We start from the raw sequence: 18,950 nt of genomic DNA, 5'->3' as shown, positions 1-18,950 counted from the left end.
GTCAGGACGTCAGGACTTCAGGCCGTCGGGCGCTGGCGAGCGGGGGCGGGGTGGCCGCCGCGGCCCTGCTGGTACGCGCTGGGCGGTTGTCCGAAATGCTGCCGGAAGGTGGCGCTGAACGCGCTGGGGCTGTCATAGCCATGCGCCAGCGCCACCTCCAGGACGGACGCGCCGGACACCAGCATGGGAAGCGCCAGCAGCAGGCGCGTGCGCCGGCACCAGCTGCCAAAATTCAATCCGGTTTCCCGCTGGAACAGGCGCGCCAGGGTGCGCGGGTGCATATGCATGGCCTGAGCCCAGGCTTCCAGGCTGATGGCATCAGCAGGCGAGGCAATGAAAGCGCGGCAACGCTCCAGCAAACCGGGGTGGGTAGGCATGGGCACATGCAGCGCCAGCGGCGTCGCAGCCTCGATTTCATCCAGAATCAGCGACATGATGCGCTCGGACCGTCCGCCCGTGGGGTAGTCCAGCGGCAGTTCGGTCGCAGCCAGGATCAGCTGCAGCAGCAAGGGTGACACTTCAATGACCTGGCAGTGGGGCCAGAGAGCAGGGCGCAAGCCGGGTTCGACGAAGATCGTGCGCATCGCCACGGGCTGATTGGCCATCCGGATGTCATGGTAGATGCCCGGCGGTACCCAAACGGCGCAGCCTGGTGGCACCACCCAACTGCCGTTTTCTGCGCGGATCAGCATGACGCCTGTCGTGGCGTGCAGCAATTGTGCTCGCCGATGGGTGTGTGGCGGGATATGGGCGTTGGCAGGCATATCCGTGCCATAGGCCACGACCGGGCTCGCGGTATGTTCGCCCTGCATGGGCGAAGCATGCGGGTCAGGCACGCGGATCAGCCCGGGCTGGGTCATGGCCCAGCGCATCTCGGGAGACGGTGTAAGGGGGAGCTCCGCCATGGTCAGGGTTCAGGTTGTCAGTTTCTCGACGATTGTTGTGGATTTTGCGCGAGAAGACAATCCCGGGGCTTTTTAAGATGGGTTGATTGCCATTCTTATTTCCCTGTTTCGAGGACTCAACCATGTTTATGTTTCGCTTGCAGGCTTGCTTGTCACGGAGGCCCGCATGAATCGCGCCCGTCTTGGTCTGTTGACGGGCACCCATGCCGTCAATGATTTTTATCAGGGTCTGGTGCCAGCCTTGCTGCCTTTCATGGCGCTGGAGCGGGGGTATAGCTACACCGCAGTCAGTGGGTTGATGCTGGCGGCTACGGCGCTCTCCAGTGTGGTGCAGCCTTTGTTCGGCATGTATGTCGATCGCGCGTCGCGCCCCTGGATGGTGCCGCTGGGCTTCATGGTCGCAGCGATCGGCCTGGTGCTGATGGGCTTGAGCCCGGAGTACTGGGGCAGCTGGATTGCTGCAACGCTGTGCGGCCTGGGGATTGCTGCCTATCATCCTCCGGCAACCGTGGCGGCGCGGGTGGCGGGTGGCTCGTCGCAGAAGGCGATGAGCGTGTTCTCCGTTGGCGGAACCATCGGCGCTTCATTCGCCCCTTTGCTGGCGGCATCCGTTGTCGGGGGCGGTGAGCTGGACCGAAGCGGGTTGCTGGTGTTGCCTGCGCTGTGCATGCTGGCCATCTGGATGTTCTGGACTCGCGCGGACGGCCGCAAGGCGGCCACAGCGGCCCGGTCTGCCGCCGTCAGCATAGGCGGACGCAAGATCCTGGCGGAAAACGACTGGAAAGCGTTCTTCCTGTTGTGCGGGGTGATCGTGGGCTGGTCCATTCCTTATGTGATCGTGGTGTCCATGCTGTCTCTCTATGTCACGCGCGAGCTGGGGGGGAGTGCGTTTGTAGGGGCTGCCGCGCTGACCACCTTCACGGCTGCTGGCGCTGCGGGTACCTTGCTGGGTGGTTGGATAGGCGACCGTTGGGGGCGTATGCTGGCCATCCGGTTGGGCTACCTGTTTGCGTTGCCGGCGCTGGCAGGCCTGGTGCTGGCGTCCTCGCCCATGATGGCATGGAGCTTTACCTTGTTGCTGGGCCTGTGCATGTTCTTGCCGTTTGCGCCCCAGGTGACGCTGGCGCAGGACTATCTGCCGCGCAATCAGGCGACGGCCAGCGGCATTACCCTGGGCCTGGCCATGTCCATAGGCGGGATGGTGGCGCCTTTGTTTGGCTTGCTGTCCGATGCCATGGGTTTGCGCTATACCTTGGGTGCGGTGCTGTGCGTGTTGTGCGTGGCTTGCCTGCTGGCCTGGTGCATGCGCAATCGTCTGAATACGCAGCAGGTGCTGGTACAGGCCTGATTGCTCCAGAGGCCTTGGATACGTGCCCATTGCGGGCCGGGTACGGGCCGGGCACGTGCCGGGTGCATGTGCCCTGGGGGGCGGGCATGGCGGGCTAACTGTCTGGCCGCGCCCCGGTCGCCACAGATACACTTATGGGTTTCGTCGCACCGGCTTCCCGGTCGGCGGTCGTGAACGAGGCTCGGAATTGATGAATGCGCGTAAGGCAACACTGGTTGGTTTGATTGCAGTGCTGTTGTGGAGTGCCATTGTTGGCCTGATTCGCGGCGTCAGCGAGTATTTCGGCGCGACAGGTGGTGCCGCGCTGATCTATACAGTGGCGTCGGTTTTTCTGTTGCTGACGGTCGGCCCCAGCAAGGTCTATGAATTTCCCCGCCGTTATCTGCTCTGGGGCAGCTTGCTGTTTGTGGCCTATGAGCTATGTCTGGCCTTGTCCATCGGTTATGCGAATAGCAGCCGGCAGGCCATTGAGGTCGGCATGGTCAATTACCTTTGGCCGGCCTTGACCATGGTTTTCGCCATCCTGTTCAACCGGCAGAAAGCCAGCTGGCTCATTATCCCTGGCTTTGTGATTGCCATTGCCGGGGTGTGCTGGGTCTTGGGCGGCGAGCAAGGGCTGGAAATCTCGGGCATGCTGGCCAATGTGCAAGACAACCCGTTGAGTTACGGGCTGGCGCTGGCGGGAGCCATTATCTGGGCCGTGTACTGCACCGTCACGGCGCGGATTGCGGAAGGGAAGAATGGCGTGACGCTGTTCTTCATGCTGGTGGCGTTGGTGTTATGGGTCAAGTACGCCGCCATGGGGGGCGAACCCATGCTGTGGTCCTGGCGCAGCGTGGTCTATTTGTTGCTGGCCGCTGCTGCCATGGGCTTTGGCTATGCGGCCTGGAATGTCGGTATCCTGCATGGCAATGTCACCATTCTGGCCGGGGCGTCGTATTTCATTCCCGTACTATCGGCGCTGCTGGCTGCGCTGCTGTTGAGTACGCCGCTATCGCTGGCGTTCTGGCAGGGGGCGGGCATGGTATGCGTGGGCTCGATACTTTGCTGGATAGCGACGCGCAGCCGTGCCCGGGCGGCATAGTCCGCAGGGGGCGTGCGGACACCGTGGCCGGGGGAAGCTATAGCAAGGGTTCTATCGGCAGGATGGACAGAAACCGCAGGTACAGCCGTTTCCAGAATGAACTGTCGGGCTCGCGGGTGAGACGAACTTCGCCATCCGGGTCTTGCTTGAGCCAGACGAGTTCATGCTTGTCGTCGAGTTCCAGCTGGTAGGCATACCGTGGAATACCTTGGTCAAAGGCTTGGGACATGGCCTGCGCCAGCGGCGCGCTTTCAATGACGAAGCCCAGCTCGGTATTCAATTGCGCCGAGCGCGGGTCGAAGTTGAAGGAACCGACGAAAACCCGTTCGCCGTCGATAGCGAAAGTCTTGGCATGCAGGCTGGAGCCGGAGCTGCCGAAGGGGCCGGCCTTTTCCTTGGGGCGCTCGGTATCGGAGTTGCGCCGCAGTTCGTAGAGTTCGACGTCCTGTTCCAGCAAGGGAACACGGTATTTGGCGTAACCGGCATGGACTGCCAGCACATCCGTGGCTTCCATGGCATTGGTCAGGATCCGCAGGCGTACGCCTTGCGCGGCCAGTTCGCCCAAGGCCTGCACCCCCTGGGTGGTCGGCACGAAATAGGGGGAAATCAGATCGACGGAGCGCCTGGGGGTACCCAGAATATCCGCCAGGCGCGCCGTCAGCAGCGCATCAGGCGGCGCCTGGCCCAGCGCCTTGGCCGGGTCGTCGCTGACCAGGCGCACTTTCGACCAGTGAAATGCCAGACGTCCGGCATAGAGGTTTTCAATGAAATTCGATTGGGCAATGGCCTGGACATAGGCATGGGCCTTGGGTACCAGGGCGGCATCGGCTTCTTCCTGCAGCAAGGTTTGCGCCCGCCGCTTGCCTGGTGAGGAAACCAGCTGCTCCAGCGGGTAGGCAGACGGGCTGTGCCAATAACGGTCAAAATCCTGGGAAACCTGATCGACGACGGGGCCGATGACCAGCACATCCAGATCTGCGAAGGCGACGTCTGGCGTGGCACCGAAATATTCATCGCCGATATTGCGCCCGCCAACAATGGTTGCCTGCCCATCGACGGTCAGGGATTTGTTGTGCATGCGCCGGTTCAGCCGGCGGAAATCGGTCAGGAAGCCCAAGGGCTTGAAGAGGCGCGATGGGAAGGGATTGAATAAACGCACTTCCACATTGGGTTCGGCATTGAGCAGCGCGAGCTTGCCATCCAGGCCGTTCGTGCCATTGTCATCGAGCAGCAGCCGGACGCGTACATTGCGTCGCGAGGCCTCATGCAGCGAACGCAGCAGCAGGTTGCCGGTGATGTCATCACGCCATATATAGTATTGGACATCGACGCTGCGTTCTGCCGCAGCAATCAGCAGAATGCGCGCCGCAAAGGCGTCCAGGGAGTCGCTCAGCGGCAGAACGCCGGACAGGCCGGGATGCTGGGCGGCAAGTGGTGCCAGGCTTCGGCCCAGCCGGGTGTCCAAACCGTCTTGTGTCATGGTCGCCAGGGATGCGCTGCGCGAGTCCGGCGCGGGCAGGCCACACGATGAGATCAGGCCAGCTGTGAGAATGGCAATCCCGCTTCGTAACATGACTGGCCCCTGCCGGATACGTCCGAAAGTCGATATCGTGGAAGGATTGTCACATAAATTCCCGGCCCCATGCGGTACCGGCAACAGGAAGGCGCGCCGTATTCTTTTCATGGGATGGCATGCAGGTGTGCATTGTGGCCCCCGTGGCAGGCCAGGCCGGCATACACTGTCGGTCGATTCAATCTTGCTCGGTTCTCGCACACCGTTCTACTGTGACCCAAACGCCATTCTCATCCCTGCCCCTGTTGCCCGCCTTGCTGGAAAACCTGCAAAGCCTGGGTTTTGAACAGATGACACCGATCCAGGCGCAAAGCCTGCCGCTGATTCTGGAAGGCCGCGACCTGATCGCGCAAGCCAAGACCGGCAGTGGCAAGACAGCCGCGTTCGGCCTGGGCGTGCTGCAATCATTGCAGATTCATCGCCAGACGCCGCAGGCATTGCTGTTATGCCCGACGCGTGAATTGGCCGAGCAAGTAGCGCAAGAGTTGCGCCGGCTGGCCCGCTCAATTCCCAACGTGAAAATACTGACTTTGTGCGGCGGTACGTCGGCACGGCCGCAGGCCGAATCGCTGGCGCGCGGCACGCATGTGGTCGTGGGTACGCCTGGCCGCGTGCAGGATCACCTTGATCGCGGCAGTCTTGACCTTTCCGGCCTGAGCACGCTGGTGCTGGATGAGGCCGACCGCATGGTCGATATGGGCTTCCATGATGACATCGTGGCCATTGCTTCGCGCTGCCCTTCCAAGCGCCAGACGCTGCTGTTTTCGGCGACCTATCCGGAAAACATCCGCAAACTCAGCGCCCGCTTCCTGCGCAACCCGGTCGAAGTGAAGGTGCAGGCGCAGCACGATGCCAGCCGCATCGAACAGATTTTCTATGAAATCGAAGACAGTGAACGGCTGGATGCCGTGGCAACTCTGCTGGGACATTTCCGGCCGGTATCCACGCTGGCGTTCTGCAATACCAAGATCCGCAGCCATGACCTGGTGGAACGTCTGCAGGCCGCAGGCATCAGCGCGCAGGCGCTCAATGGCGACCTGGAGCAGCGCGAGCGCGACGAAATCCTGATCCAGTTCGCCAACCAGAGCTGCGCCGTACTGGTGGCAACCGATGTGGCGGCTCGCGGCCTGGATATCCAGAACCTGGGGGCGGTCATCAACGTGGATGTCACCAAGGATACCGAGGTTCACATCCACCGTATCGGCCGTAGCGGCCGGGGTGAGCAGAAAGGGCTGGCGCTCAATCTGTGCTCGCCGGACGAAATGCGCTGGGCCAACCTCATCGAGCAATACCAGGGCAAACCGCTGGTCTGGGCCGACATCAAGGCCTTGCGGCCCAAGGCGGACCGTCCTTTGCGCGCGCCCATGATCACGCTGTGCATCCAGGGGGGCAAGAAAGACAAGCTGCGCCCGGGCGATCTGCTGGGAGCGCTGACGGGTGACGGTGGCCTGGTGTTCGAGCAGGTGGGCAAGATCAACATCACCGAATACAACGCCTATGTGGCGCTGGATCGCAAGATTGCCAAACAGGCCTTTTCCCGTCTGTCCAACAGCAATATCAAGGGCAAACGTTTCCGGATGCGGTTTCTGGAAGAGTTCTGAATCAGCGGGGGCTGAAATGAGTGGGCCAGGTTCGTGGCAAAATTTGCCTGGCTCAAACGTTTCATATCAAGGTCCTGATGCCCCGTATTCCTTTCTCTCTCACCGTTCTTGCCGCCAGCCTCTGCTGCGCGGCCACGCCAGTTTTCGCGGCGCTGCAACCGATCTCCGAAGCGCCTCTGGCGGGTGAAATCGAATTCAATTGCCAGTTCAATGCCGATAACAGCACGGACTGCTTGAGCACTTACAGCTATACCATTCTCAAGCCGAGCGGCCGCGACATGCTGTCGCGCATTGATCGCAGCTATGCCGAGAACGACAGCCTGACGGTAGAGAAAGCGGAAGTGACGCAGCCAGGCGAGCACCCGGTTCCGCTGGATGCCTCGCAAATAGATACGCGGACAGCGCCCAACCCTGACCAGGGCTTTTTGCGGGAACACCAGACATCCCTGGCATTCCCCAACCTGCGTGTTGGCACCCGCATCAGCTATACCTTGCGTGAGCATTTTGCGGCCCCGCCCTTGAGCACGCAGTTTCACTATGTATTCAACCGCCAGCCCATGCCGGTGCGCGACGACCGCTTCGAAGCGACGTTCAAGTCCGACCGGCCCCTGGTCATGCGTAGCGAAATGCTGGATGCCTATGACATCCAGCAAAGTACCGACAAGAAAACCATCAAGCTCAGTCTGAAACAGCCGCCGCTGTATCTGAACTATATCAACGAGGCTGACAACGCCTATCTGCGCCATGGGCCTCGCCTGGAAATCGGCAGTTCTCCGGATTTGCAGGAAAATATCGGGCCGTTCGCATTGCGTTACAACGAGATTCTCTCTGCTGAACTGCCTAGGGAAGCGGCTGCGGCAGTGGCTGCCGTGCAGGGAAAACCGGTGCCGGAGCAAGTTGCCGGTTTGATGCAGTACATCAGCGACACCTACCGTTATCTGGGCGACTGGCGCGCCAGCGGCCGTGGTTACGTACCCTTCACGCTGGCAGAAATCGAGCGCAACGGATACGGCGACTGCAAGGATCTGGCTGTGCTGCTGAGTGCCATGCTCAAGGCTGCCGGCATCAAGGCGGAGCCGACGCTTGTCAGCCGTGGCGACATGGCGCGTGAGCTCCTGATTCCCGGCATGTATGCACCGAACCATGCCATCGTTCGTGCCGAAGTGGATGGCAAGGTATGGTGGCTGGATCCGACCAACCCGGTATTCGCACCCGGCCGCAGCATGCCCGACATCCAGCAGCGCTGGGCGCTGGTACTGGGCGCCGAGGGGCAGGTTCGGCGTGAACACATTCCCATGGAATTGCCCAGCGCAACGGTGCAAGTCACGCGCAGCGAACACTATCTGCCTGACGGGGAGGCCAGGGTCGAAGCGCAGGCGGTCTTATCCAATGCGCTACTGATGGATGTCAGCGTGACAGACCGCTTTTCTGGCCGTACCAGCACCGACCAGGAGCTATGCCGGAAATTTGCCAAGGAAGTCAGGGACTGCGTCCTGGAACGTGAGGACAGCACTTTCGTGGTGCAGCCTGGCTACGTCATCAAGGCCCGGCTGACCGACGGTCGTGCCCTGGAGCGTCGTGGCGGGCAGTATTTCTATGACCGCGAAGACCTGGCTGGCCAATGGGAAGCTTTCGTCAAGTATCGCAGCGAAGGCCAGTTGGCCGATCTCTACCAGGGCGAACCGCAGACCGTCACCTATGACGTGACGTTGTCAGGCGGCAAGATCGACGAACCGGCGCAGCAGTGCAAAGTACGCAGCCCATGGTTCGACATTGACCTGCAGGCAGAGCCGACACCCGAGGGCTACCGCTATCGCTATCACGAAGCCCAGAAAATCAGCTGGTTGAGCCACGACGAAATCAACAGTGCCGAGTTCGGCAAGCTGATAGAGGAAAGCCGCCGCTGCATTGAAAAATTGCATCTGGCGGTTCAGTTGCCAGGGGACTGATGATCAGGTGAGCGTGATCACTCAAAAAATTGCCTCAGATGCCACGCTTGGCAACTGAGGCAATTTTGTCTGTCTGACGAGACAAGACGCGGGTGCAAAAACATCAAAAAAAGGTGTAACAACAGGCAGCACTATTTGGCTTGTTCCTGAATTTTCTCACCACCACGTTCAATGTCCTTGCCTATGCCGTCAACGGTGTTGCAGCCGGCGAGGCTGGTGGCAAGCATGGCCAGCGCGAGGATAAGGGTTTTTTTGTTCATACAACCTCCGTGAAAAAATCAGGATAAGGATGGAAGAACTGATGGCGGCGGCAGGCATGGGTTGCCTGGTTTCAGCGCCGTGGTGCATGGGGCAGACCATACGGGACGAAGCCATTCTTCAGGATAGCAAAAGTTGTGGTGCCAGCTGCTTCTTGGAAGAGATGGTTACGAATGTCCGTTTTTTTTGCATGCGCGACATCCCGGGGAACGGGCCTGTCGGGGGACCGACAAAGTCAGGCATATGGGCGGGTGTGGTGGCCGGCTTGGTGCCGCATGATCCTGGCGTTTAGGGCAGCCCTGGGGCCTTGCTATCGCGCAGTACGCATGAGGATACGGCTCGAAACGACTGGAAACAGGGCTGTTCTGTTGATCACGTATCATGAGCCAGCCCGATTGTTGGCAATGCTGCCCGGCGGGGCCGCGATGACCGCGAGATTGCCCTGAAACCGTGTGCGGGCATGCGCCGACTTGTCACCTGAAATCATAGAAACAATGGAACAAATGCAAGCTGATGCACTGATTGAGATAACCACGCTCAGGAACGTGGGCGAAGGATATCGGATTCTTTATGCCGAAGGCCTGTCTCCGGAAATAGATCAGGTCAGCTGGGAAGACGAGGAGGGGGATGTTGCCGTGGTGTCCTTTGTCGATGACACAGAGATAAAGGGTGCGGGCAATCTTGCCGTCCATGCGGTATGGCACGAGGATGCTGCGCGGGTGACGCCTGATCATCTGAAGCAGGCGCCAGTTTTGCCGGTGCCTGCCTTGAGCGAGGAGGCGCGGGCGGCTGCCAGCCGGAACTCGAACGCATGATCAAGATCGCAGACCTGGGCAGTTTTGAACAGGTGCCGCCCGTAGTCGAGGCATTGCTGGCAGGGGATGCTGCCGCTCTGGATGCCTTTTTATCTTCAGGCTGGGATATCGAAGCCCCGCTGTCCTTGAGCAAACACATCCAGGAAAGGCCGCTGGTACTGGCCTTGTGCGTCAATGCGCGTGCCTCGGTGCGGTGGCTGGTTGAGCATGGCGCCAGCCTGAACCGGGCAGATGCGCCGGCATTTCCGATTGCTGCGCGTTATACCGATCCGGCCATGATGCGCTATCTGGTGCAGCAAGGGGCCGATGTGCATGCCGAACGGAAAGTTGGCGGCGATGCCTATATACAGGCCCTGTACGGCGGGAAAATCGAACACTTGGAGGAAATCCATGCCCTTGGTCATGCCGCAGCAGAGCATGGCGGACAGGCGTTTCGTTCCGCGGTTTTCGAGCGTAAAAAACGGGTAGTGGAATTTTTCCTGTCGCATGGGGTGGACGTCAACTTCAAGGAAAAGGACCAGGTTTTCTCCGATAGTGCGACCCCATTGCTGGTAGCGGCGCGGAACTGCGACAAGGGCATGTGCCGCCTGCTGGTGGAGCATGGCGCGGACGTCCTGGCAACGAGCCGGGATGGCGAGCGCCCCTACACGGTGGCGCTGGAAGAAGGCGATGAAGCCTTGGCTGCCTATTTCCGCTCACTGGAACCTGCCGAGCTGCACAGCGTCGAGCACAGGCTGCGCGAGCTCGAACCCTACAAGCTGCCGCCGGAAATGCTGGCATTCCTCCAGGGTGATCAACGGCGTATCGAATTGCCGGAGTGCGACTTCGGCTTCTTTGAATTCTTTGCGCTGACAGACATCTTTCCGATGAAAATCGGCCGCAGGAAGGTCTTGCGGCTGAGCAAGGAATCCGGTGATTACACCGATATCGTGCTTGTCTGGAACCCGACCAAAGGACGCATTGGCTACTGGGATATCGAGCACGAGGAATACGCCGACCTGGCCACCTTCAAGGCCTTCATGGCGAATCCTGCCAAGTACATGAACGGCGTGCTGGACGGCGATTATCAGTGAGATATGGCAAGCGCCACCGGCTGTGCCGGCGCTTGCCCAGGCCGCCGGCGCCGCACTGCCACCACTTTCCCTTCACCCACAGCGCGTGCACGCAACTGCCCGCAGCCAGCATCCACATCCTGTCCGGCGCTATTCCTGACCTTGGTAAGCACGCCATTGCCGTGCAGGTATTGCACGATGTGGCGGATACGCGCCGGATCGGGGCGCTGGTAGTCATCGCCTTCCAGGCTATTGAAGGGAATGATGTTCAGCACACAGAATTTGCCTGTGAGCAGACGCAGAATGGCGTCCAGCTCGTCATCGCCGTCATTGACGCCTTTGAGCAGCGTCCATTGATACTGGATGGGGTAATCCGTCGCACGTGCGTATCGTTCCCCCATTTCTATCAAGGCGTCAGGCGTAATTTTCGGCGCATGGGGTAGCAAGTGCTCGCGCAATGCGGCCTTGGTCGTATGCAACGAAAGCGCCAGGGCAGGCTTGACGCGCTGCATGGGCAAAGCCTCGAAAACCCGCGGGTCGCCCACCGTGGAAAACACAAGATTCTTGTGCCCGATATTGCCTTCCGTACCCAGCAGTTCGATGGCTTCCAGCACATTATCAAGATTATGGGCGGGCTCGCCCATACCCATGAACACGACCTTTTTCACCGGGCGCAGGCGTCGTGCAAGCACCACCTGGGCCAGGATCTCCATGCTGCTCACCTGGCGCAGCAGGCCGCTTTTGCCGGTCATACAGAAGCGACAGCCTACCGCACAGCCGACTTGCGTTGAAACGCAAAGCCCGCCGCGCGGCAGCAGCACGCTTTCAACCATCTGGCCATCGGCCAGCTGAATCAGCAGGCGGGAACCATCATTGCCTGGATGCTCCGAATGAATGCGGGCCAAGCCATCCAGTTCCGCTGTCAGGGCAGGCAGGGCATGACGCAGCGCCAGCGGCAGAAAATGTTCAGCTGGCCGCCGTTGCGTCCCGCTATCGAGCGCCTGCCCGCTTAGCCAGGCGCGCAGAATCCGGCCGCGGTGAACCGGCAGGGCATTGAAGGAGACCAGGCGCTGGGTGAAGTCGGAGACACGCATGGGAGCGGATTCTACCTTGCCTGACGTATCTCGTTGCGGACAGAAGCCTGCGGATCCGCGTGGCCGCTGCAGGCTGTTGAATGCCAGGCATGCAGTCACAGCGTTGAGAAGACGTTTGCAGATGTGCGTAGCTTCAAGCGCAAAGAGGATGAGGGACGGCCCAAGCGGCGGGAAGCATGGGTGCGGAGCCAGGCTGATAGGGATCGTGAACGCATGCACTGATGGTGGCTAGGGATAACCCAAGAGTCGGTTTCCGCTTAGGGAAAGTCATGATGTAAGGTCAAAAACTAGTTATATAGAATAAATAAAAATCCGATAAACATTCGGAATTTTTGATAAATAAGTTATTTTTTATAAAAATAAACCGAGGGATGGAGGAGACCATGGCAGCAAACGTTCGTACGAAAACTATTAGTGCCCTGCTGGCTGCGACCGCATCTGCGCTGGTACTTAGCGCATGTGGTGGTGACAGTGATTCGGGGACGGCTCATGCCGCGCCTGCGCCTGAGCTTCGCGTCGGGCCGCTGGGCTCGGCGTTCTGGGATGTGTACCGGCGTCCGCCTGCCGATGCCAAGCCCGGCGATGTGCTTTATATCCAGGCGCGCTCAGACGCACCCTCGGGTGCGAAAGGCTGGAATGTGGTTTATGTCTCCGAGATCGCACCCGGAAAACTGGCGTATGTATCGGGTGAAATCTACGCGCCTGCCGAGAACGCCTCGGTGCCTCGGGATGTCGTGCTGTGGAATCACGAAACCACAGGCGTGGCAGATGCCTGTGCTCCTTCGCGCAGGAATACGGATGAGGAGCGCATCCCTGCATTGAAGGCATTGCTTGAAAAAGGGCACATCGTTGTCATGAGTGATTATCCGGGGCAAGGCTTGCCAGGGCCGGCCTACTATATGGCCGGCCAGCCCAATGCGCGGTCTTCTCTGGATATGTTGCGGGTGGCTCAGCAAATGCCCGATATCAATGCTTCGAAACGCTATGTCATGTACGGCTGGTCGCAAGGTGGCCAAACCACGATGTGGGCGGAATCCATTGCGCCACAATATGTTCCGGAATTTACTGGCCTGGGGGCTGCGCTGATTGCGCCTGGCGTAAGAATCAAAGACCTCACGCTACGGTCGATGACGAGTACCTCTTTGGCTGGGTATGTCATCTCGACCCTGCCTGGAATCAAGGCGTACTTCCCTGAGCTGCGCTACGGTGATTTTCTGACGACGGAGGGATTGGAACAATTCCCGGCGATGGCGGACGGGTGCTTTGATGTCTGGAACACCGCAGCCAATGTCAGCGAACCCTATAAACCGGATGCGCTGGTTGAGGGATCCCCCTGGTGGCAAGCCATGTCAAAGGTGGATGATTTCAAACCCAGCGGCAGCATGCCATTCATTATTTTCCAGGGGGATGCGGATCACGACACGCCGATCGAATTGACGCTGCGAGAGCGTGACGCCATCTGTGAAGCAGGATCCTCGATGGAGTTTCGTAAATACAGCGGCCTGGATCATAGTGGTGTCGTACCGGAGGCCGCTAAATTGTTCCCCGATTGGGCGGATGCCAGATTCAAGGGGCAGGTGGCAGTCAATCAATGTGACGCTTGATGCGTTCATAACGCGTCTGTTTCGGGCTTGATGATGAAACCCTGACATCAGACGCTGAACCTCGAACTGCCGAATCCGTAGCGATATCAGGATCCGGAAGCGGAACGCCGCATGCGATGCACAATCGCATGCGGCGTATGTATTTCCTGCAGGCATACTGGAAGGCAGGCCTGCGGTATTTCCATTGCACTTTCGTGGCGCTGTCAACGGCAAGCCGGCATATCCGGCCAGGGCAGATATGCGGTTCTCTGTCGGCGCTAGCTAATGCAGAAACCCTTGTATCGCCAGGGGGGGCGGCGCGGAGTTATTTCATGAGAATACGATATGGGCATGTTGTTTTTGTATTAGGGTACCCTGGACAAGTATGCGAGCATTCGCATGGCACCTGCCCGGCATGGCACATGCCAATTTCTGGGTGGGTATCGGGTATCTGACCAGATACCTGTCAGGGTGGTGACGGCATTGACACAATCAGGCCGGCACAAACCGCTTCGTCGTTCATGCTTTTTTCAAGGAAATTGAAATGGGTCGTGTAGCAGGAAAAGTCGCTCTGGTTACGGGCGCTGCGCTGGGCATCGGCAAGGCTTCGGCAGAACTATTGGCGCGCGAAGGCGCCAAGGTCGTCGTCACGGATCTGAAGGTCGAAGAAGGCCAGGCTGTGGTCAGCACGATCAAGGAGCAGGGCGGCGAAGCCATCTTCGTACAGCATGATGCTTCCAAGGAAGATCAATGGGAAAAAGCTATTGCTGCCACATTCGATGCATTCGGCAAGCTCAACATCGTGGTCAATAATGCCGGAATTGCGTTGGGCAAAAACGTGGAAGAAACCACATTGGCCGAATGGCGCAAAGTTCAGGACATCAACCTCGATGGCGTATTTCTGGGCACTCGCTTCGGCATTGAAGCGCTGAAGAAAAGTGGCGGCGGCTCCATCATCAATCTCTCGTCCATCGAAGGTTTGATCGGCGACCCCAACCTGGCCGCCTACAACGCCAGCAAAGGGGGCGTACGTATCTTCACGAAATCGGCGGCACTGCATTGCGCACAGGCCCGCTACGGCATTCGCGTCAACTCAGTTCATCCGGCTTACATCTGGACGCCGCTGGTGCAGGAACTGGCGCAGGATGAACAAAGCGATGCCTACAAGCGTCTCGTCAGCCTGCATCCGGTGGGCCATCTGGGTGAACCCAACGATATTGCCTACGGCATTCTGTATCTGGCCTCGGATGAATCGAAGTTCGTGACAGGTAGCGAACTGGTGATTGATGGCGGTTATACGGCGCAGTAAACGGTGCTGCGGCAGCCTGCGTAGTGATGCGCCGGCTGCCTTGCCGCACTGATGTTGGCAAGGCAGGACAGCGCCGTGGCATTGTCTGATATGCCTGCGAATGAGATGTTCAAACCCGCGCTAGCCGGCTACCGACGGCTTGGGTGTCGAAGATTCTATGACTGGCGGCGAGTTGTGTAGCCGAATGGTGCGTGCGCACTCTTATGTTGGAAACAAAGCCTGGATATTTACAGATAGGCTGGTAATCAAAGAAGATACCGATCACCAGAGTCCAAGGACAGCATGGTGAAGGCGCAATAACCGGGGTTATGGCGCCCAGGGTAGCTAGCGTGTTGCGGCCAATGCCAGTGCAGGACGCAATGAGGTGGCAAAGAGTTCACCGTGGCTTTGTTCCGGGAACGCCTGGAAAGTAATGTCCATGCCTTCATGCGCGAGCCTGCTCACCAGCGCATGCGTGCTCTCCCGGCCAGGTGGAACCATGGCAGCCGGGCTGGATGAGAGGGCGGGTGTAGCGTCGGGGTTGGCGGCGGGACGTCCTCGGCCTACCAGCACTCTGACGATGGCCTTTGGCGCCTGGTCTGCATGAAACCCGTTTGCGCGTTTCAGCAGCGCGTCATCACCCCAGCCGACCGAAGGGTCGCCTGCGACGTAGCGCTGGAACATGAGCGGCCGGGTGACCAGGGTGTAGAGAGTGAGCAGGCCGCCGAACGAGTGCCCCCAGAGGGTCTGCCGCGCCGGATCCAGAGGAACGCGCGCTTCGACAGCCGGTCGGATAGCATCCTGGATGATATCCAGGAAAAGGTCTGCGCCTCCGCCGGGACGGCCCCGGTTCACGGTACCTGTTTGCACTGTACCGTCCGGGTTCAGGATGGGCGGCGTGTAGTCGAAAGCCCGCGCCATTACATCGTGCCGGGACGGCACGTCGTAACCGATACCGACCAGTACCGGGGGATTGTCCGCGAACAGGGCAGCCAGGTCCTGGTCTTGCAGGGTGTGCATGGCGGCGTTGCCATCGAGCATGTAGATGACCGGGTAACCTTGAGGTGGAGCCGGTTTGCGTGGTACTCCGATATACACCCGGTAATGGCGCTCGCCATCTCGGGAGTCGAACCGCAGGCGATCAAATTCGTAATACTCGGACGGCAGGTCCGCGACCGTCGGGCCGATTGGCTCATCCCAGCGGCGTCTGGTAGGCTGGGGTTGAGCGGCGGCTGTGGATGATTGGGCGAAGGTGCTGGCCGGCATACATGCAGCAGCGAGCAGGAAGCGTCGGCGCAACATAAGGTTTTTTGAATTTATGGTGAATGATATCAATAATCAGTCATTATAAATTGAGGTCGAAAACCTGGGTATTCAGTATGAACCATACTAGGCTTGCGCCGCAGCCGGCCTGATTTTCGGATGCCGGTGAAACATCACGGCGACCGGAATGCCGCTCAGGATGACCATCGAGCAGAAAGTGCAGATCGCGGCATTCATGCCCCAGTGGTCGGCAATCCAGCCTATGCCCATCATCGGAACCATGCTGCCAACATAGCCAACCACCAGGTAGGTGGCCAGCAATCCTGCGCGGTTATTCGCTGTGGCAAGGCGATTGATCATGCTCATGCCGGCAATCATGGTCATGCCATGGCCCAGCGCAGTGAGCAGCACGCCCAGCGCGAACAGGGTAGCCGAACTGACCCACAGGTTCACCATCAGCAGCGCATTGCTCAAGGCCAGGCTGATCAGGCCGAGCGCGCCAGTCAAGTGGGTAGGCAGGCGTGCGGTCATGACTTGCACGGCGGCGGAGGTAAAGAGGATCAGGGCGATAGTGGTACCGCTCACCACCGGGCCATGCCATGGCAGCAGCAGATCCAGGAACAGCGGCGCCATCGAGGTGTAAAGGCCAAAGACGCCAAATGCCATCAGGGGCAGACAACAGGTAAGCGCGAAGGCCTTGGATGTGCTGGCTTCCGGCCAGGTCAACGAGGGTAGGATGTCCTGCACGCGCAACCGCTGGCCCGGCGCAGCTCGGGCGCTTTCAGGCAATTTCAGGCGATACAGCGCGGTCAGCGCCAGCGAGCCAAGCAGCAGGGTTGGAATGTACGTGACGACCAACGGCGCCGGTCCCCATTGGCCGATGATCCCGCCCACCAGCGGCCCCAGGCCGAAGCCGAATGCCATCAGAAACCCCGTCATCATGGCGACATGCTGAGGGTTGGCATGCCGTGACAGCCTGGATAATCCCAGTGTCGCACTGGTGGTAAGCATGCTCGACGCAACACCCACAATGAAGCGCCCGACATTCAGGCTCGTCATGTCCCAGGCGAACAGGCTCATGGCGGTTCCGATCAAGGACAGTGCCAGGCCGCAAAGCATCATCGGCCGAAAGCCGACGCGGTCGGGCAGGCGCCCCAGGAACAGCAGGCCGAGCAGCGCGCCGCCCATATAGACGACGTACATCAGCGAGATGTCGCTGGTCTGCAATTGCCAGGTGTCTTTGTACAACCCGTACAGGGGGCTGATGAGCGCCGTCCCCATGACGCCCACGATCATGGCGAAACTGACCCAGGAGAATGGCGATCCTTTGATTTTCATTTTTCAGTGACTATGTTTTGCGGGAGTGTATGGGGAAGCTGGCATTCAGTCTGGCTCCCTGTGTTGCTAGGTTATGCGCCCGTCTTATCAAAGTGAATTGAAATTTTTTCCAGGGCTTGGCACGTGCCTTCCAATGCCTGCGGCGACAGCCGGGCAAGAATGATGTGCTTGAAAAAAACGTGCACGACTTTTGGCGGGAGGAGACAGCGGAAGCCGGTAGGCTTCGCTGGATGCTCCGTAGAGCAAAAAGGCTTTCGAATCAATTGCCTGCGGAGGCACTGAGAGGTCAGTGGACGTCTGCAGACGAAAAAAAGCCCAGACCTTGATCTGGGCTTTTTTTATATCTGGAGCGGGAGACGAGTCTCGAACTCGCGACCTCAACCTTGGCAAGGTTGCGCTCTACCAACTGAGCTACTCCCGCATGGCTTGTTTGCTATCGTTGCTGGAATCTTTTTTCGAAAGATTTCCTTGATGGCTTGCTCAGGGAAGCCCTGCGCAACAAGCGAAGAACGCAACTATAGCATAAGATTACGGCACTATGTCAAATGCCTCAGCCCCCCATTTTCCCATGGACCCAGTTGCTTCGGATGTGCCCGTGCTTGCTGCCGCTGCGCAGGATTTGCGCGAGTTGAATACCCTGGGCCTGCCGGCTCGGGCCGCTGCGTTTGTGTCGGTGACCGATGCCGCCCAGTTGCCCGCGTTGAGTCGCTTGGTGCGTGAGTATGGTTCGACGCTGGTGTTGGGGGGCGGCAGCAATCTGGTGTTGCCGGATGAGGTGGATGGGTTGGTGGTGGCGGCGCGGCTGCCTGGTGTGCGCCGCGTGGGCGAGACGGATGTCGCGGTGCTGGTCGAAGCTGCTGCTGGCGAGAGCTGGCACGGCCTGGTGCAGTGGTGCGTGGCGCAGGGATTGGGTGGCCTGGAGAATCTGGCGTTGATTCCCGGTACGGTGGGCGCGGCACCCGTGCAGAATATCGGCGCCTACGGGATGGAGGTGGCCGAGCGGCTGGTGCAGGTGCGTGCCTGGGATATGGCTGCCGCCCAGCCAGTTGTGCTGCCCGCCAGTGAGTGTGGGTTTGCCTATCGCGATAGCCGTTTCAAGCAGGACGGGCAGGGGCGTTGGCTGATTGTGTCGGTGCTGTTGGCGTTGCCCAAGGTGTGGGTGCCGCATATGGCTTATCCGGATTTGCAGCGTTATCCCGGTCTGCAGGATAGGCCTGCCGCCGAGGTGCGTCCGCAGGATATTTTCGATGCGGTGTGCGCAGTGCGGCGCGCCAAGTTGCCGGATCCCGCCGTGCTGGGCAATGCCGGGAGTTTTTTCAAGAATCCGGTGGTGGATGATGCATTGGCCGATGCGCTGCAATTGCGTTTTCCTGAGATGCCGCGTTACCGGGTGGCTGCAGGCCTGAGCAAGCTGGCGGCCGGCTGGTTGATCGACCGTTGCGGCTGGAAAGGGCGGGCGCTGGGCCCGGTTGCCATGCATGAACGCCAGGCTTTGGTGATGGTGAATCGAGGGGGCGCACATGCGGCAGATGTGCTGCACTTGGAAGCCGCCGTGCGTGCCGATGTACTGGCGCATTTTGGCGTGCAGCTGGAACGCGAACCTATCCTGGCTCCAGAGAGGGGTTGATCCAGAGCCTCGCAGCTGCTGGCAGGCACATGTGCGCGAGCGTGGCTGCCGGGAGCGAAGTCGAATCTGGTTCGGCGCATTGAGCGCAGGCTCTGAAAAACAAACAACCCCGGGCCTGGGCGCGGGGTTGGCAAAGCACATCATTTCACGGCAACGATGCCGTGCTGGCAGC

15 protein-coding genes and 1 tRNA gene are annotated in these 18,950 nt (G+C 59.7%); 9 read left to right on the top strand and 7 right to left on the bottom strand.

What is annotated here, in order from left to right; translation table 11 throughout:
- Positions 1-17: 17 nt before the first annotated feature.
- The gene (locus tag ACNA1V_RS09410; protein WP_415833344.1) at positions 18-905 is read right to left on the bottom strand and encodes an AraC family transcriptional regulator; all 888 of its coding nucleotides are present in this window, start codon (positions 903-905) and stop codon (positions 18-20) included.
- Positions 906-1,071: 166 nt separating this feature from the next.
- Between ACNA1V_RS09410 and ACNA1V_RS09405 the strand changes: the two genes are divergently transcribed.
- Both ACNA1V_RS09405 and yddG read left to right on the top strand, forming a co-directional pair.
- The gene (locus tag ACNA1V_RS09405) at positions 1,072-2,253 is read left to right on the top strand and encodes an MFS transporter (RefSeq protein ID WP_415833343.1); all 1,182 of its coding nucleotides are present in this window, start codon (positions 1,072-1,074) and stop codon (positions 2,251-2,253) included.
- Between the two features lie 187 nt (positions 2,254-2,440).
- Positions 2,441-3,337: an aromatic amino acid DMT transporter YddG gene (gene yddG / locus ACNA1V_RS09400; protein ID WP_415833342.1), complete on the top strand. Its 897-nt coding sequence runs from the start codon at positions 2,441-2,443 to the stop codon at positions 3,335-3,337.
- Positions 3,338-3,374: 37 nt separating this feature from the next.
- On the opposite strand, the gene ACNA1V_RS09395 is transcribed toward yddG, so the two are convergent.
- Positions 3,375-4,910: a phospholipase D family protein gene (locus ACNA1V_RS09395; protein ID WP_415833341.1), complete on the bottom strand. Its 1,536-nt coding sequence runs from the start codon at positions 4,908-4,910 to the stop codon at positions 3,375-3,377.
- Positions 4,911-5,122: 212 nt separating this feature from the next.
- On the opposite strand from ACNA1V_RS09395, the gene dbpA reads away from it, so the two are divergent.
- Together dbpA and ACNA1V_RS09385 are read left to right on the top strand one after the other, a co-directional pair.
- The gene (dbpA, locus tag ACNA1V_RS09390; RefSeq protein WP_415833340.1) at positions 5,123-6,511 is read left to right on the top strand and encodes an ATP-dependent RNA helicase DbpA; all 1,389 of its coding nucleotides are present in this window, start codon (positions 5,123-5,125) and stop codon (positions 6,509-6,511) included.
- Positions 6,512-6,588: 77 nt separating this feature from the next.
- Complete coding sequence (locus ACNA1V_RS09385) at positions 6,589-8,460, top strand: DUF3857 domain-containing transglutaminase family protein (protein WP_415833339.1); 1,872 nt, start codon at positions 6,589-6,591, stop codon at positions 8,458-8,460.
- Positions 8,461-8,591: 131 nt separating this feature from the next.
- Here ACNA1V_RS09385 and ACNA1V_RS09380 read toward each other — a convergent pair whose 3' ends face one another.
- Complete coding sequence (locus ACNA1V_RS09380) at positions 8,592-8,687, bottom strand: entericidin A/B family lipoprotein (protein WP_415833366.1); 96 nt, start codon at positions 8,685-8,687, stop codon at positions 8,592-8,594.
- A gap of 501 nt (positions 8,688-9,188) precedes the next feature.
- Here ACNA1V_RS09380 and ACNA1V_RS09375 point away from each other — a divergent pair.
- Together ACNA1V_RS09375 and ACNA1V_RS09370 are read left to right on the top strand one after the other, a co-directional pair.
- Positions 9,189-9,533 (top strand): hypothetical protein, encoded by a 345-nt coding sequence (locus ACNA1V_RS09375; RefSeq protein ID WP_415833338.1) that lies wholly within the window; start codon positions 9,189-9,191, stop codon positions 9,531-9,533.
- Positions 9,530-10,606, top strand: coding sequence for an ankyrin repeat domain-containing protein (locus ACNA1V_RS09370; RefSeq protein ID WP_415833337.1), 1,077 nt, complete (start codon positions 9,530-9,532; stop codon positions 10,604-10,606). Before ACNA1V_RS09375 ends, ACNA1V_RS09370 begins: the two co-directional genes overlap by 4 nt.
- On the opposite strand, the gene ACNA1V_RS09365 is transcribed toward ACNA1V_RS09370, so the two are convergent.
- On the bottom strand, positions 10,600-11,679 hold the full coding sequence (locus tag ACNA1V_RS09365; protein WP_415833336.1) for an RNA methyltransferase: 1,080 nt from the start codon (positions 11,677-11,679) through the stop codon (positions 10,600-10,602). The two genes, ACNA1V_RS09370 and ACNA1V_RS09365, sit on opposite strands and share 7 nt — an antisense overlap.
- A gap of 332 nt (positions 11,680-12,011) precedes the next feature.
- Here ACNA1V_RS09365 and ACNA1V_RS09360 point away from each other — a divergent pair, with 332 nt between their 5' ends.
- Positions 12,012-13,283: a lipase family protein gene (locus tag ACNA1V_RS09360; RefSeq protein WP_415833335.1), complete on the top strand. Its 1,272-nt coding sequence runs from the start codon at positions 12,012-12,014 to the stop codon at positions 13,281-13,283.
- 523 nt (positions 13,284-13,806) lie between these two features.
- A complete protein-coding gene (locus ACNA1V_RS09355; protein WP_415833334.1) occupies positions 13,807-14,571 on the top strand; it encodes an SDR family oxidoreductase in 765 nt (254 codons plus the stop codon).
- Between the two features lie 324 nt (positions 14,572-14,895).
- On the opposite strand, the gene ACNA1V_RS09350 is transcribed toward ACNA1V_RS09355, so the two are convergent.
- The 3 genes from ACNA1V_RS09350 to ACNA1V_RS09340 form a co-directional block, all read right to left on the bottom strand.
- Positions 14,896-15,852, bottom strand: a complete 957-nt coding sequence (locus ACNA1V_RS09350; protein ID WP_415833333.1) for an alpha/beta hydrolase — start codon at positions 15,850-15,852, stop codon at positions 14,896-14,898.
- Positions 15,853-15,939: 87 nt separating this feature from the next.
- Positions 15,940-17,151 carry an MFS transporter gene (locus tag ACNA1V_RS09345; protein ID WP_415833332.1) on the bottom strand — a complete coding sequence of 404 codons (1,212 nt, stop codon included), beginning with the start codon at positions 17,149-17,151 and terminating at the stop codon, positions 15,940-15,942.
- A gap of 345 nt (positions 17,152-17,496) precedes the next feature.
- Positions 17,497-17,572: transfer RNA gene (locus ACNA1V_RS09340), tRNA-Gly, on the bottom strand.
- Positions 17,573-17,689: 117 nt separating this feature from the next.
- On the opposite strand from ACNA1V_RS09340, the gene murB reads away from it, so the two are divergent.
- A complete protein-coding gene (gene murB / locus ACNA1V_RS09335) occupies positions 17,690-18,778 on the top strand; it encodes a UDP-N-acetylmuramate dehydrogenase (RefSeq protein WP_462937402.1) in 1,089 nt (362 codons plus the stop codon).
- The last annotated feature ends 172 nt before the right edge of the window (positions 18,779-18,950 follow it).

The organism is Kerstersia similis (genome assembly GCF_965139615.1).
GTDB classification, from domain to species: Bacteria; Pseudomonadota; Gammaproteobacteria; order Burkholderiales; family Burkholderiaceae_B; genus Kerstersia; species Kerstersia similis.
This window is presented reverse-complemented; position numbering and strand designations above follow the sequence as displayed.